Here is a 15,357-nt window from a genome sequence, read left to right as displayed (position 1 = left end):
TAACGTGGGTGAAAAAGAGAGAGCGCGACTGATGCACAAGACTTTTACCCTTAATCATACCGACAATATCGAATTGAATTTGTACCAGTACGGCGAGGAGAATTGTCATAAGGGACACCGCTTTGGCCCCGCAGTCCGCCAGCATTACCTATTTCATTATGTGATAAGTGGAACTGGCACATTTTACAGTGAGTTTGGCGCTTTTCCTGTCGGCGCCGGGGAGGGGTTTCTGATCCATCCCCATGAGGTGACAACCTACTGCGCTGATAATAGGGATCCGTGGCATTATATGTGGCTTGAGGTCGATGGGCTGATTGCCGCCAGAATTTTCGAGGAGTGTCATCTTAGCCGGCAATCTCCGGTTTATCGCCCCAACCTGAATAAAGACGACTCCAGCGCCTCTGGCTACCTGCGGCAAATTGTCGAACATGGCGATGAGCATCCGCTGAAGGTGCAGGGATTGTGCTATCTCTTCTTTTCTTCGCTAATCAGCAATACGCCCGGCGAAAAGGCTTCCCTCCCTGATGACAAAACCCGGCATCTGCAAAGGGCGATCAAAAAAATTGAAAATCGCTACCACGAACATCTGACGGTTGATAGCCTGGCCGCCTATTGCAATATCAATCGCAGCTACCTCTGCCGATTGTTCAAAGGCGCCTACGGTATCGGCCCCAGGGAATACTTGCTTAATTTTCGTATGAATATCGCAGTGAGCCTGCTGAAAAACAGCGCTACGGCGATTAAAGTCGTGGGCATTTCCGTCGGCTATGAAAATCAGCTGCATTTTTCTAAAGCCTTCAGGAAGCTGTACGGCGTATCTCCGGCTAAATGGCGGCAAAAATACCTTTCTGAACAGCAGGCGCTGAGATGACGTCCGCCTCATATTCAACTGTGCGTTGAGGTTGAGTTAAGCAGTCATCCACGGAGCCGATGCTTTTGTTGGCAAAGGATTTTGTCTGGTACAATTTTGCTCTGAGAGCATCCGAATCTGGCCCAACAGCGTATGTCGCCTGACGCGGACGCTCCGGGCAGGTGCCGTCACCTGTGAGGATGATATTGCGCGATCCTGAAACAAGTCGAAATCGTGACTTAATTATAAAATGGTCACTTGTTGTCAATCAAGGCGCATCACGCTAAGCTGAAAAAATGACTAAGAATATGAACGTCCCATCATCACGCGGCCCGCTCGATCACAGCGTCCGGGAGCAAATCGTCGACGCTGCCTTTGAGCATTTCGGGCATTACGGCTATGAAAAAACCACCGTGGCGGAGCTGGCTAAATCTATCGGTTTTTCAAAATCTTATATCTATAAGTTTTTCGAATCCAAACAGGCTATCGGCGAAGTGATCTGCGCTAACCGCCTGGAAATGATCATGGCCGCGGTACTCTCAGCGGTGGCTGACGCGCCGTCAGCCAGCGAAAAATTACGCCGCCTCTTCCGGGCGCTCACCGAAGCGGGGAGCGAACTCTTTTTTCACGATCGTAAACTCTACGATATTGCCGCCGTCGCCTCGCGGGAGAAGTGGCCTTCAACAGAAAGGTATGCGGAACGGCTGTTAAAGCTGATTGAGAGCATTCTTGTCGAAGGCAGGCAGGCCGGGGAGTTCGAAAGGAAAACCCCCCTTGATGAAGCCACTTATGCGATATATATGGTGATGTGCCCCTTCATCAATCCTGTTCAACTGCAGTTTAATCTCGAAACGGCCCCAACGGCGGCGGTTCTTCTCTCGTCGCTGATTTTAAGAAGCCTGGCCCCCTGATTTGTGACCATTGACTTTATTGGTCACTAGTCTGAGAATGCGGAAACCATCCTGTTATTTGATTAAGGGTTTCCCATGCTCAGGCTTCATTCAGCCCGCTTTGCCGCTTGTCTTCTGCCGTTGGCCCTCGTGGCCTGCGGTGATAACGCCTCGAGTGACGATCCGCGCACCCAGCCGCCGCTCGTCAGATCCGCATCCGTAGAACTCGCGCACGATACCTCTCGCACCTATACCGGCGTGGTGGTGGCAAGAACGCAAAGCGATCTTGGTTTTAGAGTGCAGGGTAAGATCCTTGAACGCTTTGTTGATACTGGCCAGACCGTTAAGCGCGGTCAGCCGCTGATGCGGCTGGATCCCGCCGACCTGAAGCTGCAGGCCGTGGCTCAGCAACAGGCCGTTGACGCCGCCAGGGCGCGGGCGCGAAAAGCCATCAGCGATGAGGCGCGCTACCGTGGCCTCGTTGGCGCTGGCGCAGTCTCCGCCTCGGAGTATGACCAGATCAAAGCGGCGGCAGATTCCGCGAAAGCGGATCTCAGCGCAGCCCAGGCGCAGGCAAACGTGGCGCAAAATGCCACGGGCTATGCCGTGCTGCTGGCCGACTCTGACGGCGTGGTGATGGAGACGCTTGCCGAACCCGGTCAGGTCGTTAGTGCCGGGCAGGCGGTGATCCGGCTGGCCAGGGCGGGGCAGCGAGAGGCGCTGGTACAGCTGCCGGAGACGCTGCGCCCCGCCATCGGCAGCGAAGCGCTGGCGACGCGCTATGGCGACGAAACGCAGCCCGTCGCCGCAAAACTGCGCCTGCTTTCCGATGCCGCCGATGCCACCACCCGTACCTTTGAGGCGCGGTACGTGCTGGAAGGCCCGTTAGCCAACGCGCCGCTGGGGGCGACAGTAACGCTGCACATCAAAAAACAGAGTGGGGAAAGCCAGGTCATGCAGGTGCCGCTGGCCGCGCTTTATGATGCGGGCAAGGGACCGGGCGTCTGGCGGATCTCCGCGCAGCCAGCCAGGGTCGCATGGCAGCCCGTCAAGGTGCTGAGCGTGGGCGAGGAGGCGGCGCAGGTAACGGGCGAGGTGAAGCTCGGTGAGAAGATCGTTGCGCTAGGGGCGCATCTTCTGCACGAGGGCGAGGCTGTCCGCCTGGCCGGGCAACCGGATACGGCCCGGACGGGGGGTAAACCATGAGCCAGGGCCGCTTTAATCTGTCAGCGCTTGCGGTGCGCGAGCGCTCGGTCACGCTGTTTTTAATTATTCTGGTGACTATCGCTGGTATTTACGCCTTTTTTGGCCTCGGGCGAGCGGAGGATCCCCCCTTTACGGTTAAGCAAATGACGGTTATCACCGTCTGGCCCGGCGCGACCGCGCAGGAGATGCAGGATCAGGTGGCTGAGCCGCTGGAAAAACGCCTGCAGGAGCTCAAATGGTATGACCGCACGGAAACCTATACCCGGCCCGGCATGGCCTTTATCACGCTCTCACTCCAGGACAATACGCCGCCATCACAGGTGCAGGAAGAGTTCTACCAGGCGCGGAAGAAGCTTGGCGATGAAAGCAGAAACCTCCCCGCCGGCGTGACGGGGCCGATGATAAATGATGAATTTGCCGACGTCACTTTCGCCCTGTTTGCGCTGAAAGCGAAAGGAGAACCGCAGCGCCTGCTGGTCCGCGATGCCGAAACGTTACGCCAGCAGCTCCTGCACGTCCCGGGGGTCAAGAAAGTCAATATTATCGGCGAACAGGCCGAACGGATTTATATCTCCTTCTCCCATGAGCGTCTGGCTACCATGGGGCTCTCGCCGCAGGATATTTTCAATGCGCTGAATAACCAGAACGCATTAACCGCGGCAGGTTCAATTGAAACGCGCGGCGCGCAGATCTTTATCCGCCTCGATGGCGCTTTCGATGAATTGCAGAAGATCCGCGATACGCCATTTATTGCTCAGGGTAAAACGCTCAAGCTGTCCGACGTGGCAACGGTAGAACGCGGTTATGAAGATCCGCCCACTTTGCAGATTCGTAATCAACATGAACCGGCGCTGCTGCTGGGGATCGTGATGCGTGAAGGCTGGAATGGGCTGGCGTTGGGTAAAGCGCTGGATGCCGAAACGGCAAAAATCAATGCCAGTATGCCGCTGGGGATGACCCTGACGAAAGTCACCGATCAGTCCGTGAATATCAGCGCCGCAGTCGATGAGTTTATGATCAAATTCTTCGTCGCCCTGCTCGTGGTGATGGTGGTCTGTTTTGTCAGCATGGGGTGGCGCGTGGGGGTCGTGGTCGCGGCGGCGGTTCCCCTGACGCTGGCGGTTGTTTTTGTGGTGATGGAGGCCGCCGGTATCAACTTTGACCGCGTGACGCTGGGCTCCCTGATTCTTGCGCTGGGCTTACTGGTTGACGACGCGATAATCGCCATCGAAATGATGGTGGTGAAAATGGAGGAGGGCTACGACAGAATCAAAGCCTCCGCCTACGCCTGGAGCCATACCGCCGCGCCCATGCTGGCCGGTACCCTGGTCACGGCTATCGGCTTTATGCCGAATGGTTTCGCCCAGTCCACCGCCGGGGAATACACCAGCAATATGTTCTGGATTGTCGGCCTCGCCCTGATTGCCTCATGGCTGGTCGCCGTTGTTTTCACCCCTTATCTGGGGGTGAAAATGCTGCCGGATATCGCAAAGGTAGAAGGGGGGCATACCGCCATCTATGACACGCCGCGCTATAACCGCTTTCGCCGCCTGCTGACCCGCGTTATCGCCAGGAAATGGCTCGTGGCCGGTTCCGTCATCGCGCTTTTCGCGCTGGCGGTCATGGGGATGGGGCTGGTGAAAAAACAGTTTTTCCCCACCTCTGACCGCCCGGAAGTGCTCGTTGAAGTGCAGATGCCCTATGGCACCTCGATTGAGCAGACCAGCGCGGCAACGGCCAAAATAGAGGACTGGTTGGAAAAACAGCCAGAAGCCAGGATAGTTACCGCCTACATTGGCCAGGGTTCACCGCGTTTTTACCTGGCGATGGCCCCCGAACTCCCCGACCCGTCGTTTGCCAAAATAGTGATATTGACGGACAGCCAGGCATCACGCGATGCGCTCAAATTGCGGCTGCGGCAAGCCGTGGCCAGCGGACTGGCGCCTGAAGCACGCGTTCGCGTGACGCAGCTGGTGTTTGGCCCGTATTCCCCTTTCCCGGTCGCCTGGCGAGTGATGGGGCCGGATACCGATACACTGCGCGACATCGCGGACCGGGTTAAGGGCGTGCTGCAGGCAAGCCCGATGATGAGGACCGTCAACACCGACTGGGGATCGCGCGTGCCGACACTGCATTTCACCCTCGATCAGGACCGTCTACAGGCAACCGGCTTAACGTCCAATGCCGTTGCTCAGCAGCTCCAGTTCCTGCTATCGGGCATTCCCATCACCGCCGTGCGGGAAGATATTCGCTCGGTGCAGGTGACGGGGCGCGCCGCGGGGGATATACGTCTGGATCCGGCCAAAATTGAAGGGTTTAGCCTGGTCGGCAATGCGGGCCAGCGCATCCCGCTCGCGCAAATCGGGAAGGTGGAGGTCAGAATGGAAGATCCTTTACTGCGTCGCCGCGACAGAACGCCCACGATTACCGTGCGGGGGGATATTGCCGACAATCTTCAGCCTCCGGACGTTTCCGCCTCCATCATGAAACAGCTGCAGCCGATTGTGGACTCGCTTCCGCCCGGGTACCGCATCGAAATGGCGGGTTCCATTGAGGAATCGGCTAAAGCCACCCGGGCGATGGCGCCGCTGTTCCCCATCATGATCGCCCTGACGCTGCTGATCATCATTGTGCAGGTGCGCTCAATGTCGGCCATGGTTATGGTATTTCTAACCGCTCCGCTCGGGCTTGTCGGCGTGGTTCCCGCGCTGCTGCTTTTCAATCAGCCATTTGGTATCAACGCCCTCGTCGGGCTGATTGCGCTTTCGGGCATTCTGATGCGTAATACGCTGATTCTTATCGGACAGATTCACCATAATGAGAAAGAAGGTCTCGATCCGTACCATGCGGTCATCGAAGCGACGGTGCAGAGAGCCAGGCCCGTCTTACTGACGGCCATGGCCGCCGTTCTGGCGTTCATTCCTCTGACCCATTCGGTGTTCTGGGGGACGCTCGCCTATACCCTGATTGGCGGGACGTTGGGGGGAACCATCATGACGCTGGTGTTCTTGCCCGCCATGTATGCGATCTGGTTCAGGATCCGTCCTGAAGCCCGGCGCCATGCTGAACAACATTAAGGCGCTCGCCTGCCTGCTCAACGAGCGCCTGGCATGACCGTCCGAAAGCAGAGAAAAGCGCCGCAGTCCGCGGCGCTTTTCATCACGCCTGAATATAGCGATGAATATTGGCTCCCATGTTAGCATGAGACAAATTCCACCATTTTTCTACCATCGTCGAGGGTAATGACCTTGCCGTCCCTTTTTACCGCGACCAGTTCATTAATATGTTCAGAGAATACCCGGGTCTGATATTTTAGCGACCTGTCTATTTTCCTTTTTTGCCAGTTTTCCATTGCGTTACCTTCATTGTCGTGACTACCAGAAGAGACAGAATTGCCAGTGTTAACGTGCTTGCACCGAGGGTTCTGTCAAACCCCATACCGGTATCCGTTAGTTTTACGGCGAAATAGCTGATGGCGCCGGCGCTCACCGTTTGAATAAATCCGGTGACGGACGCCGCAATACCTGTTTTGCTGCCTTTGATTTGCAGCGCGATAAAATTCGCGCTCGGGTAATAGGCGCCAAGGGTGAGGTTAAAAACCATCGATCCGGCGATACATAATAGTAGTGAGTGGCTGCCGATAATAAATGGGGTAACCGCCAGCGCATTCAGGATAAATAAAGTCCACGGGTTAATTATTCGCTCGAATTTTGCGATCTGATTGCCAATAATAAAAAATAATACGGAAGCAGAAAAGAGCAACGAGTAGTGCATGGTGCTTAGCCCCAGCTGCTGCATAAAAATGGCCGGCGACAGCGAGATATAGCAAAACAGCGAACTCAGAATCAGCGAAACCAGCAGCGTTCCCTGAATAAATGCCGGGGTGATAAACCCGGAAGAGGAGGGCGCCGCGGCCGCATCATGCTGCTCAAGGCGACGCGGAGAGAGCACAAGGGTGACGACGCTAAACAGGGCCATAACCAGGAATATCCAATTCCAGCTGAGATAGCCGAGGAGCGCGGCGCCGGCCAGCGGCGCAATAAGAGGAACCACCGCGCTGGCGGAAGAAATATCGGAAAGCGCGCGCTTGAGCGTTAGCGGGGAGAACGTCTCTTTAGCGATAGCTTTAGACAGGACCGGCCCGGCGCCGGCGCCCAGGGCCTGTAACGCCCTGCCAGCCAACAGCATCATTAAACTATCGGACATAAAACAGAGGAGGCTGCCCGCGAGGAAAAGCAAAAAGCTGGCCGTCAGTACGCGTAATTTACCCAACTTTTCGCCAAGAAATCCTGATAATAACTGGCTCGCCGCGTATATCACCAGAAAACCACTAATGGTTAACTGAATAGCCGAATAATCGGTATTAAACGCTTTTTGTAATAGGGGCAGCGCGGGCACGATCATATCTGTCGCCAGCGCGGAAACCGATGCGGCGAGAATAAGGTATAAGTATATCCTGAGCATATTAAACTCTTCGGTGAATATGGGTTAAAACGTTAGATTATTATTTATGAATACGCCGCTGCTTTTTTAGCGAATGAGCAAATCGCGATTCCGGTCAAAATTAACAGCGAGCTCAGTAAATGATAGAGATGCGGCTGGGTATGTAAAAACACAATGCTTAATATGCCGCCGGAAAGCGGAATAATATGGGTATAAATCTCACCGCGAGTCGCGCCAATAGCCGCGATGCCTTTATTCCAGAACAGGTAGGCCAGCCACGAGGGGAAAATCACCAGATACGCCAGTCCAGTAAGGAACGCGATATCGTGGTAGGCGGCGAATGAGGTGGCGGGGTGCAGCCACAGCCAGAAAATCACCACCGGAAGCAGAATAAGGGCGCCAAGAAGCGAACTGACGGCGACGAAAGCATTGGCGGGGATACGACGATCTTTGTTACGCAACAGCGAGCAGTATACTGCCCAGCTTAGCGCCGAGCCCATTGCCCACAGATCGCCCTGGCTAAACCCTTTTAGCCCCTCTGCGTTGCTCAGGTTGCCATGCAGCAGGAGCAGCAGCACCCCTGCGGTACTAAAGATCACGCCCCACCAGTTCCGCGCCGATACCCGGTCATGGAAAATCAGGCGATTAATCATCAGCACCATACAGGGGGTCGCAGACATGTAAATCGCTGCGTTCAGCGCAGACGTCGACTGCAGACCAATATAGAGGGTTAAGGGAAAGCTCACCTGTCCACACAGCGTTAGAACCAGCAGCGTTGCGCCATTCTGGCGGAACAACGGCCGACTGTCGCGGATTTGCCGCTGATACAGCAATACCAGCAGTAGTGCGGTCAACGCCCATCTCGCTTCGGTCATGAGAATCGGATCCGCGCCCTGAACGAGAATATGCCCTACGACATAATTCCCTCCCCAAAACAGGGCCGCCAGCGTGAGTAACAGGTAAGGCATGCTCATTCCTTGCATCGCTTAGAACTGTACTAAATGGTAACTTTATTTTTTTTAATATATCAATTAAATTTTATGGTTATTGGGGGATTTTATTATTTTTTTATTTTAAATCATGCGTTTAAAAATTAGTTACCTGTGTGCAAAAAATCTGATTGCAGCATATTTGTCTGTACGATAACGTATACATACCATGCATTATACAGGGATAAATCAATGCGTAAGACAGAAAATGGTTTCACCGGGAACGAACAACATTCCGCAATGGCCAGGCTCTCTCTGGATGACATGATTGACCAGCTTCTTCACAGCAACGCGCTTTCACTGAAACTGACGGCCAATCCGCTACTGGCGGACAGAGCCTGGTACCTGACCGAAAATACCTGTACTAAGGCTTTTACCGCCAACGATCCGCAAGCGAAAAAACGTGCCCACAGCGCGCTGTTTAAACTCTACCAGGCGTGGCTGGCGGAGCCGCTATCGGCGGCGGCAAAAAACCAGTTTCATCCATTACTCTGCGGGATCAGAAGCTACATCGAATCAGAATGGCTCCGGGTGGAAAAAAAACGTTTCAGTTTCCCGATACCCGCGCTTGACGCCGGGAATATCGTTGAGGAACTCCGTCATTTATGTCAGAAACATCCGGCTTCGCACCATCCCCTCTTTGATTTCCTCTCCTCTTCCGCCTCTGCTACGCAAATAGACTATTTCTTCAAAAGCGATAGCGCGCTCAATTTGCTGTTTTTCGATCTGGTCGCGATGGGGCTGGTCGGCTCTCTGCCAGAAACGCGTGCAGAAATTGCCCAGAACCTTTGGGATGAAATAGGCCAGGGCAGCCAGGAGTTTACGCACGTTAATTTGTATAAGGATTTGCTGAAGCGCAGAGATATTGCGCTACCTGAAAACCATTTCGCCCATCTGTATGACTGGCAGGGGCTCGCCGGGTATAACGCGTTCATGCTGGGCGGCGTTAACCGTCAGCATTACTACAAATCGCTCGGCGTGATGGCGATGACGGAACTGCTGGACCCGCCGCAGTACCAGAAGCTCGTGACCGGGTGCCGTCGCATTGGCCTTACGGATCGCGACGTGCATTATTACGCGGAACATATCGAGGTTGATATCGGTCACGCCGATGGGTGGCTGAATAACGTTATCGTTCCGATCGGCAATAAAAACCCGGCTGCGCTGGAGGAGGTCTACGTTGGCGCAGCGCTGCGTCTTCAGACCTGCTGCGATTACTACGATTGTCTGCTGGAGGCGTTACGTACCGTTGTTGAACGCGAGTCAGAGGGTGCCGCCCTCTGAATAAATAAGCGCTTTTGCCGCGCTCCAGGCCGTTATTCCGGGAGGGATCTCCCGGCATTCCGAGGACTCCGCCTGCTGAGCGGCAATGGCGCCGTCAATCAGCATGAGCATCATCATCGCCACCCGTTCCGCAGGTTCCGGTTTTAACAGCAGGGTAAGAATGTCGCGGAAAAACTGGTAGAGGCGCGATTTAAACCGTGAGCATGTCGCCCGGATAGCGGAAGACGAGGTTCCATATTCAAACAGGGCGCGGGTGAACATGCAGCCGTGGAAATCCTCACAGGTGAACCAGTTATTGTAATATTCGAAGACGGCAAACAGCTTCTCGCGGCCCGAAGGTTTATCGGCGGTAATCTCCTGCAGCGCCTGCATAAACTCACTCTCTTTCTGCTGTAAAATATCAAGAATGAGCGCCTCTTTATCCGCATAGTAGCGGTAGAAGGTCATTTTGGAGATGCCTGCATTCTCCGATATCCGGTCAATACTCGGCGACTGATACCCCTCTTTGTTAAACAGAGACATTGACTGGCGGATAATTTCCGCTTGTTTTGGCTTCATACTGTTTCCCGTGGAATGAAGTAATACAGAGGGTTTCTGGTAGCGAGCAGTCATTCATTTGATATGGCGGGCGGCACGCTGCAACGACGTATGCGCAATGTCATCCCGATGGCCGATATCCCAGCCCCTGCGGTGAGCGGCATCAGTGAACGCGTTGACCCATAAAAATTGTTGTCGATTCTTACATCCGGCTGCAAAAAAAGCAAAAATCCCTCAGGCGATCTTTGCGCTGCGCGAATCAGAGCTGCGCTGGGCCGCCACGTTATGCCCTTAGCCCTCCACGCTGCGCGCGGGGAGGATAAAGAGAGGCCCGGGAGAAGTCAGCATCCCCCCCGAACAGGGGGTGATGTTTTTGTGATGCACATCATAAAATAACGCCTGGTTATTGTGATGTTATTTGCAGTCAATGGATTTGCATTTGAATCAACCCGCGCTATCTCTGCGGGTTTTTTTTCGTCCGTCGATGGTCGGCGGGCGGCGACTCCGCCTGCTGTAAATAGTCCTGATACCAGCCGCTGATACGTCGGGTCACCGGATTTTCGTTGAGGTCGAAGCGCCTGCCGTCGAGCCTGCTCATCAGGGCGCGTTCCGGCGACAGAAGCGTCGTCCACGATAAGCTTAACGCAGAAGAAGCGGCTCTACCGGGTAAATTTCCCTATCCACGGGCTGCTTGTATCCTGTGACCAGAGTTGTAATAGCATCTCCCTGAACTTTTCCGCCGCAGGGCTCAGCGCCGTTTCTCTGCGCAGCACGAGACCGAGCGTGCGGCGAATAACCGGCTCAACGAGCGGACGGCTGACAAGAATGTGATGCTCATCGGTCGGCATGGCCAGACTGGGAACCACCGCCACGCCAAGCCCTGCCTCTACCATACCCAGCGACGTCGACAGATGCCTGACTTCATAGAACCAGTTGGGCTTCCAGTCCATATTCTCCAGCGCTTGATCGATCAGCGAGCGGTTACCGCTTGAACGTCTAACGCCAATAAGCCTGAAGTTGGCCAGGTCTTCCCACAAGATCAGCGATTTCTGCGCCAGTTCGTGGTCCCGTCGGCAGGCTAATACGAAAGGTTCATTGACCAGCGGCGAGAAATCGATATTGGGATGTGTGATGTTTATCATGTTTATGCCGAAATCTGCGTCACCGTTTAAGACGGCTTCAAGACAATCGCTGGCGCTATGCTCGAGGATACGGATACGGATATTGGGGTAGTGATTGTTATAGTCCCTGATGACCGAAGGGAGGAAATAGAACGCCGCGGTGGGGAGACAGGACAGGGTGACAACGCCGCTTTGATGGGTGGCCATTTCTTTAATACTCAGGATCGAGCTTTCATAAAAATCTATTAAATTCTTTGCCTTAGGTAAAAACTCTCTGCCTACAGCCGTGAGTTTAATGTTTCTGGTTGTCCGTTCAAATAGCGTAGCTCCCAGCTGCTCTTCAAGTTTTTTAATCCGGCGGGTTAACGCCGGTTGGGATGTGTGAAGAAAATGTGATGCTCTTGTGAAGCATCCAATTTCTGCAATTTTAACAAACGCTTGTATACCTTGAAGATCGTGCAGCATGAGATTTCACTCCAGACTTTATCGCGATGCAAACACACTAACCTAACCGCTATTTATACGCAAAACGTATTAATCGATGGTTTTATTGGCATTAGAATTATGTATTCGTCTGTGGAATCCTGACATTGCTCTTATCAATGCGTGAAACGAGAAACATAATGTTAAAGATTCCTTGTGTACTGATGCGTGGCGGTACTTCGAAAGGCCCGGTGCTTCTGGCCAGTGATTTACCGACAAAAATTGAAGAACGCGATGCTGTGCTGCTGGGCTTAATGGGCGCGGGTCACGAACTTGAAATTGATGGTATTGGCGGCGGCAGCCCCCAAACCAGTAAAGTCGCGATTGTTAGCCCCTCGGACAGTCCGGATGCTGACGTCGACTATTTATTTGTTCAGGTGATGGTCAACGAGCGCCGCGTCGATACCACGCCTAACTGCGGTAATATGCTCTGTGCCGTAGGGCCCTTCGCGATTGAAAAAGGCCTGGTTAAGGCGCAAAGTCCGGTGACGACAGTGCGAATCCGCAACCTGAATACCGGTACGCTGGTTGATGCGGAAGTACAAACGCCGAATTTTTATGTCAACTATGAAGGCGATACGCACATTGATGGCGTTCCCGGCTGCGCTGCGCCGATTGGCCTGACTTTCCTTAACTCCGCCGGATGTAAGACGGGAAAGCTGCTGCCAACCGGTAACGTCGTTGATGTGATTGATAATGTGGAAGTCACCTGCATTGATATGGCGATGCCGATGGTGCTGATTAGGGCAGAGCGGATGGGCAAAACGGGAGACGAATCACCGGCCGACCTCGATGCCGATCGCGCGTTTATGAATAAGCTGGAAACGATCCGGCGCAAGGCAGGTGCGAAAATGGGGCTGGGCGATGTCGCCGATAAAGTGATCCCTAAACCGGTTCTGCTGAGCGCGCCCGGCGCAGGCGGGACCATCAGAGTTCGTTATTTTATGCCTCATACCTGCCATAAATCACTGGCTATTACGGGCTCTATCGGCATATCCACGGCCACGATAATTGAAGGATCGGTGGCCCATCACATTGTGGCCGACCAGCCGAGGACGCCGTATACCAATATTATTAATATTGAACATCCGAGCGGAAAAATTTCCGTATCTTTACTCAAAGAGGGAGATGATATTGAGAAAACGCGTGCCGCAGTGATTAGAACCTCCCGTAAATTATTTGAAGGCACGGTTTGCGTCCCGGAATATGTTTTAGCGGAGGAATTATAAATCTTTTATATCATTAATGCGGTGCAATACTGATGTCCTCTCGCGTGTAGTTGCTACATAACTCTGTACCTAAAAAAATAATGTCGAGGATTTTATGGCTATAACCCATACGAAAGATAATCAGCTTAATTCTGCTCCCGTCAAGGTCAGTAATTATATTCGGATCATCCTGGCCCTGGCGCTATCCGGCCTTGCAGAATTAGCCTCACTCTTTTTTATTCAACCTCTGTTACCCGTTCTCGCCGTCGAATATGATGTGCCGGTGAGTCAGGTGAGTATCATTCTCTCCGCAGAAACGGCGCTTCTGGCTATCGGATTATTATTCACCGGAACGCTGTCCGATCATTACGGCAGAAAAAAATTAATTATCGTTTCGCTGCTACTTGGCGGACTGCTGACGATGCTCTGTCCTCTGGTCGAATCATGGGCGATGCTGGTGGCCCTGCGTGCGGTTATTGGCCTGGCGCTCAGCGGTATCGCTGCTGCCGCAACCGCCTATATCAGCGAGGAGGTCGCGCCGGTGGTGGCGGGGGTGGTCACCGGATACTTCGTCTTTGGTAACTCGATGGGAGGGATGTCCGGGCGTATTGTGGCCAGCCAGCTGATCGACCATATCTCAATAAATACCATTTTCTATGGTTTTGCGATCAGCCTGATTTTGGTGGCTTTGCTGGTTTACTTTTTACTCCCGGCATCTCAGAACTTTAAGCCAACGCAAAACCTCAACGTTCTTCGCGTGGTGAAAGGCGCGGCATCTCACTTTAAAAATAAAAAGCTGGCGTTAGCCTTTGTGATTAGCTTCATCATCTTTGGGGTATTCACCTCTCTCTATAACTACCTGGCTTTCTTCCTGAAAGGCGAACCCTTTCATATTTCTCCGGCGAATGCGGGCCTGCTCTCCTTTAGCTTTGCCTTAAGCTTTTTCACCGCCCCTCAGGCGGGACGACTTTCCGCAAAATACGGCAGTATGAGAGTCCTGCGCGCGCTGTTTGTGATGATGGCGCTGGGAATGCTGCTGACTTTAACGTCTAACGTCGTCACCTTTATTATCGGCGCGGTCATTTTTACCGGTTGTTTCTTTGGTTGTCATTCCATTGGCTTAAGCTGGGTAAGTAAAAATGCAACGCATGCACGTGGCCAGGCCGTCGCGCTGTATCTGTTCTTCTACTACATGGGCGGCTCAGTGATTGGTTTCGTGAACGGCTTTGTTTTCCACTCTATGGGCTGGCAGGGGATGACGGGGTTCATTATTGCGCTACTGGCCGTGGGGGCGGTGGTTGCAACGTATTTGTCTTCCAGCGAAACAAAAGTCATGGTTCCGGTTGAGTCTTAAACCCTTCGTGGCGAAGTGAATGACTCACGTCATCTCCAGTGGCGTGAGTAAAGAAATTCAATGTTAGTAAGGTGTCATCATGAAATTAGCAAGCTATGTTCATCATGGTCGTAAGAGTTATGGAATATTGACGGATACAGGCATTATTGACCTGGGTAGCAAGATTGGTCATCAATATCGTACGCTGAAGGACTTACTGCAGTGGAGCGCTATTGAGATCGCCGGCCAATATGTTAATTATCCGGTCAATGTCATGATGGCTGATATTACTTTTTTACCGGTCATTGAAAATCCAGGAAAAATTTTCTGCGTCGGTATGAACTATGCGGAAAAAAGAAAAGAGTTTTCTGAAACCAGCGATGCGCCGACCCTCTTTATTCGTTTTCCTGACTCGCAAACCGGTCATGCAACACCGATATTAAAACCCGCTCTATCCAATGAATTTGATTATGAAGGTGAGCTGGCCGTTATTATTGGCAAACCGGGTATGAATATCGATACTGACGCTGCCCTGAGCCATGTTGCAGGCTATAGCTGCTATATGGATGGATCGGTGCGCGACTGGCAGCATGCCTGGTTTACCGCCGGGAAAAACTGGCGGCAGACCGGCGCGTTTGGTCCCTGCCTGACAACCGTTGATGAAATACCCGATCCCCACCGCTTGTCTATTCAAACCTATTTGAACGGCATTATGGTTCAGAATGATTCGACGAGCAGTATGATCCATAAAGTTGCCGATCTGATTAGCTATATCAGTACTTTTACGGCGCTCAGCGCCGGCGATGTCATTATTACCGGCTCTCCAGGCGGCGTCGGTAAAAAAAGAACGCCCCCACTCTTTATGCACGAAGGCGATCGGGTCGAGGTGGTAATTGAAAATATTGGGCATCTCATGAATACGATTGTCGAATCAAAACCGCAGCACGAATTGCAGATGTCGTCGTCTCCGCGGGCTCAGACAAGATTATTTGACGCTCATTAAGGTATGGGCA

General features: G+C 53.1%; 13 protein-coding genes. 8 read left to right on the top strand and 5 right to left on the bottom strand.

Features of this window, described 5'->3' with window-relative positions:
- The first annotated feature begins 31 nt into the window (after window positions 1-31).
- From SIK97_RS27315 to SIK97_RS27300, 4 genes are all read left to right on the top strand, one after another.
- The gene (locus SIK97_RS27315; RefSeq protein WP_025106187.1) at window positions 32-871 is read left to right on the top strand and encodes an AraC family transcriptional regulator; all 840 of its coding nucleotides are present in this window, start codon (window positions 32-34) and stop codon (window positions 869-871) included.
- 275 nt (window positions 872-1,146) lie between these two features.
- The gene (locus SIK97_RS27310; RefSeq protein ID WP_014838012.1) at window positions 1,147-1,761 is read left to right on the top strand and encodes a TetR/AcrR family transcriptional regulator; all 615 of its coding nucleotides are present in this window, start codon (window positions 1,147-1,149) and stop codon (window positions 1,759-1,761) included.
- Window positions 1,762-1,836: 75 nt separating this feature from the next.
- Window positions 1,837-2,946: an efflux RND transporter periplasmic adaptor subunit gene (locus SIK97_RS27305; protein WP_047724136.1), complete on the top strand. Its 1,110-nt coding sequence runs from the start codon at window positions 1,837-1,839 to the stop codon at window positions 2,944-2,946.
- Window positions 2,943-6,023, top strand: a complete 3,081-nt coding sequence (locus SIK97_RS27300; protein WP_047724135.1) for an efflux RND transporter permease subunit — start codon at window positions 2,943-2,945, stop codon at window positions 6,021-6,023. Before SIK97_RS27305 ends, SIK97_RS27300 begins: the two co-directional genes overlap by 4 nt.
- Before the next feature lie 247 nt (window positions 6,024-6,270).
- Here the strand turns inward: SIK97_RS27300 and SIK97_RS27295 are convergent, their stop codons facing one another.
- Window positions 6,271-7,410 carry an MFS transporter gene (locus tag SIK97_RS27295; protein WP_032749705.1) on the bottom strand — a complete coding sequence of 380 codons (1,140 nt, stop codon included), beginning with the start codon at window positions 7,408-7,410 and terminating at the stop codon, window positions 6,271-6,273.
- Between the two features lie 44 nt (window positions 7,411-7,454).
- Window positions 7,455-8,357, bottom strand: a complete 903-nt coding sequence (locus SIK97_RS27290) for a DMT family transporter (protein WP_014228716.1) — start codon at window positions 8,355-8,357, stop codon at window positions 7,455-7,457.
- Window positions 8,358-8,570: 213 nt separating this feature from the next.
- On the opposite strand from SIK97_RS27290, the gene SIK97_RS27285 reads away from it, so the two are divergent.
- The gene (locus SIK97_RS27285; protein ID WP_014228717.1) at window positions 8,571-9,662 is read left to right on the top strand and encodes an iron-containing redox enzyme family protein; all 1,092 of its coding nucleotides are present in this window, start codon (window positions 8,571-8,573) and stop codon (window positions 9,660-9,662) included.
- Here SIK97_RS27285 and SIK97_RS27280 read toward each other — a convergent pair.
- From SIK97_RS27280 to SIK97_RS27270, 3 genes are all read right to left on the bottom strand, one after another.
- On the bottom strand, window positions 9,642-10,220 hold the full coding sequence (locus tag SIK97_RS27280; RefSeq protein WP_004849617.1) for a TetR/AcrR family transcriptional regulator: 579 nt from the start codon (window positions 10,218-10,220) through the stop codon (window positions 9,642-9,644). The genes SIK97_RS27285 and SIK97_RS27280 overlap by 21 nt on opposite strands.
- A 433-nt stretch (window positions 10,221-10,653) precedes the next feature.
- The gene (locus SIK97_RS27275; RefSeq protein WP_224322284.1) at window positions 10,654-10,797 is read right to left on the bottom strand and encodes a hypothetical protein; all 144 of its coding nucleotides are present in this window, start codon (window positions 10,795-10,797) and stop codon (window positions 10,654-10,656) included.
- Between the two features lie 61 nt (window positions 10,798-10,858).
- Entirely contained in the window at window positions 10,859-11,785 is a 927-nt protein-coding gene (locus SIK97_RS27270) for a LysR family transcriptional regulator (RefSeq protein ID WP_004131117.1), read from the bottom strand.
- Between the two features lie 158 nt (window positions 11,786-11,943).
- Between SIK97_RS27270 and SIK97_RS27265 the strand changes: the two genes are divergently transcribed.
- The 3 genes from SIK97_RS27265 to SIK97_RS27255 all read left to right on the top strand — a co-directional run bounded on the left by SIK97_RS27265 (window position 11,944) and on the right by SIK97_RS27255 (window position 15,347).
- Complete coding sequence (locus tag SIK97_RS27265) at window positions 11,944-13,032, top strand: 4-oxalomesaconate tautomerase (protein ID WP_032749701.1); 1,089 nt, start codon at window positions 11,944-11,946, stop codon at window positions 13,030-13,032.
- Between the two features lie 94 nt (window positions 13,033-13,126).
- Window positions 13,127-14,365: an MFS transporter gene (locus SIK97_RS27260; RefSeq protein ID WP_014228726.1), complete on the top strand. Its 1,239-nt coding sequence runs from the start codon at window positions 13,127-13,129 to the stop codon at window positions 14,363-14,365.
- 79 nt (window positions 14,366-14,444) lie between these two features.
- On the top strand, window positions 14,445-15,347 hold the full coding sequence (locus tag SIK97_RS27255) for a fumarylacetoacetate hydrolase family protein (protein WP_057173555.1): 903 nt from the start codon (window positions 14,445-14,447) through the stop codon (window positions 15,345-15,347).
- Window positions 15,348-15,357 lie beyond the last annotated feature (10 nt).

Source organism: Klebsiella sp. JN_Kp126, assembly GCF_033843325.1.
GTDB lineage: Bacteria > Pseudomonadota > Gammaproteobacteria > Enterobacterales > Enterobacteriaceae > Klebsiella > Klebsiella michiganensis.
Note: the sequence above shows the minus strand (reverse complement) of the source record. Positions and strands in the feature narration are given on the sequence as shown.

Bases quoted from the DNA above. Each gene is read 5' to 3' on its own strand.
- SIK97_RS27315 (WP_025106187.1), top strand. From the start codon at position 32: ATGCACAAGACTTTTACCCTTAATCATACCGACAATATCGAATTGAAT.
- SIK97_RS27310 (WP_014838012.1), top strand. From the start codon at position 1,147: ATGACTAAGAATATGAACGTCCCATCATCACGCGGCCCGCTCGATCAC.
- SIK97_RS27305 (WP_047724136.1), top strand. From the start codon at position 1,837: ATGCTCAGGCTTCATTCAGCCCGCTTTGCCGCTTGTCTTCTGCCGTTG.
- SIK97_RS27300 (WP_047724135.1), top strand. From the start codon at position 2,943: ATGAGCCAGGGCCGCTTTAATCTGTCAGCGCTTGCGGTGCGCGAGCGC.
- SIK97_RS27295 (WP_032749705.1), bottom strand. From the start codon at position 7,410: ATGCTCAGGATATACTTATACCTTATTCTCGCCGCATCGGTTTCCGCG.
- SIK97_RS27290 (WP_014228716.1), bottom strand. From the start codon at position 8,357: ATGCCTTACCTGTTACTCACGCTGGCGGCCCTGTTTTGGGGAGGGAAT.
- SIK97_RS27285 (WP_014228717.1), top strand. From the start codon at position 8,571: ATGCGTAAGACAGAAAATGGTTTCACCGGGAACGAACAACATTCCGCA.
- SIK97_RS27280 (WP_004849617.1), bottom strand. From the start codon at position 10,220: ATGAAGCCAAAACAAGCGGAAATTATCCGCCAGTCAATGTCTCTGTTT.
- SIK97_RS27275 (WP_224322284.1), bottom strand. From the start codon at position 10,797: ATGAGCAGGCTCGACGGCAGGCGCTTCGACCTCAACGAAAATCCGGTG.
- SIK97_RS27270 (WP_004131117.1), bottom strand. From the start codon at position 11,785: ATGCTGCACGATCTTCAAGGTATACAAGCGTTTGTTAAAATTGCAGAA.
- SIK97_RS27265 (WP_032749701.1), top strand. From the start codon at position 11,944: ATGTTAAAGATTCCTTGTGTACTGATGCGTGGCGGTACTTCGAAAGGC.
- SIK97_RS27260 (WP_014228726.1), top strand. From the start codon at position 13,127: ATGGCTATAACCCATACGAAAGATAATCAGCTTAATTCTGCTCCCGTC.
- SIK97_RS27255 (WP_057173555.1), top strand. From the start codon at position 14,445: ATGAAATTAGCAAGCTATGTTCATCATGGTCGTAAGAGTTATGGAATA.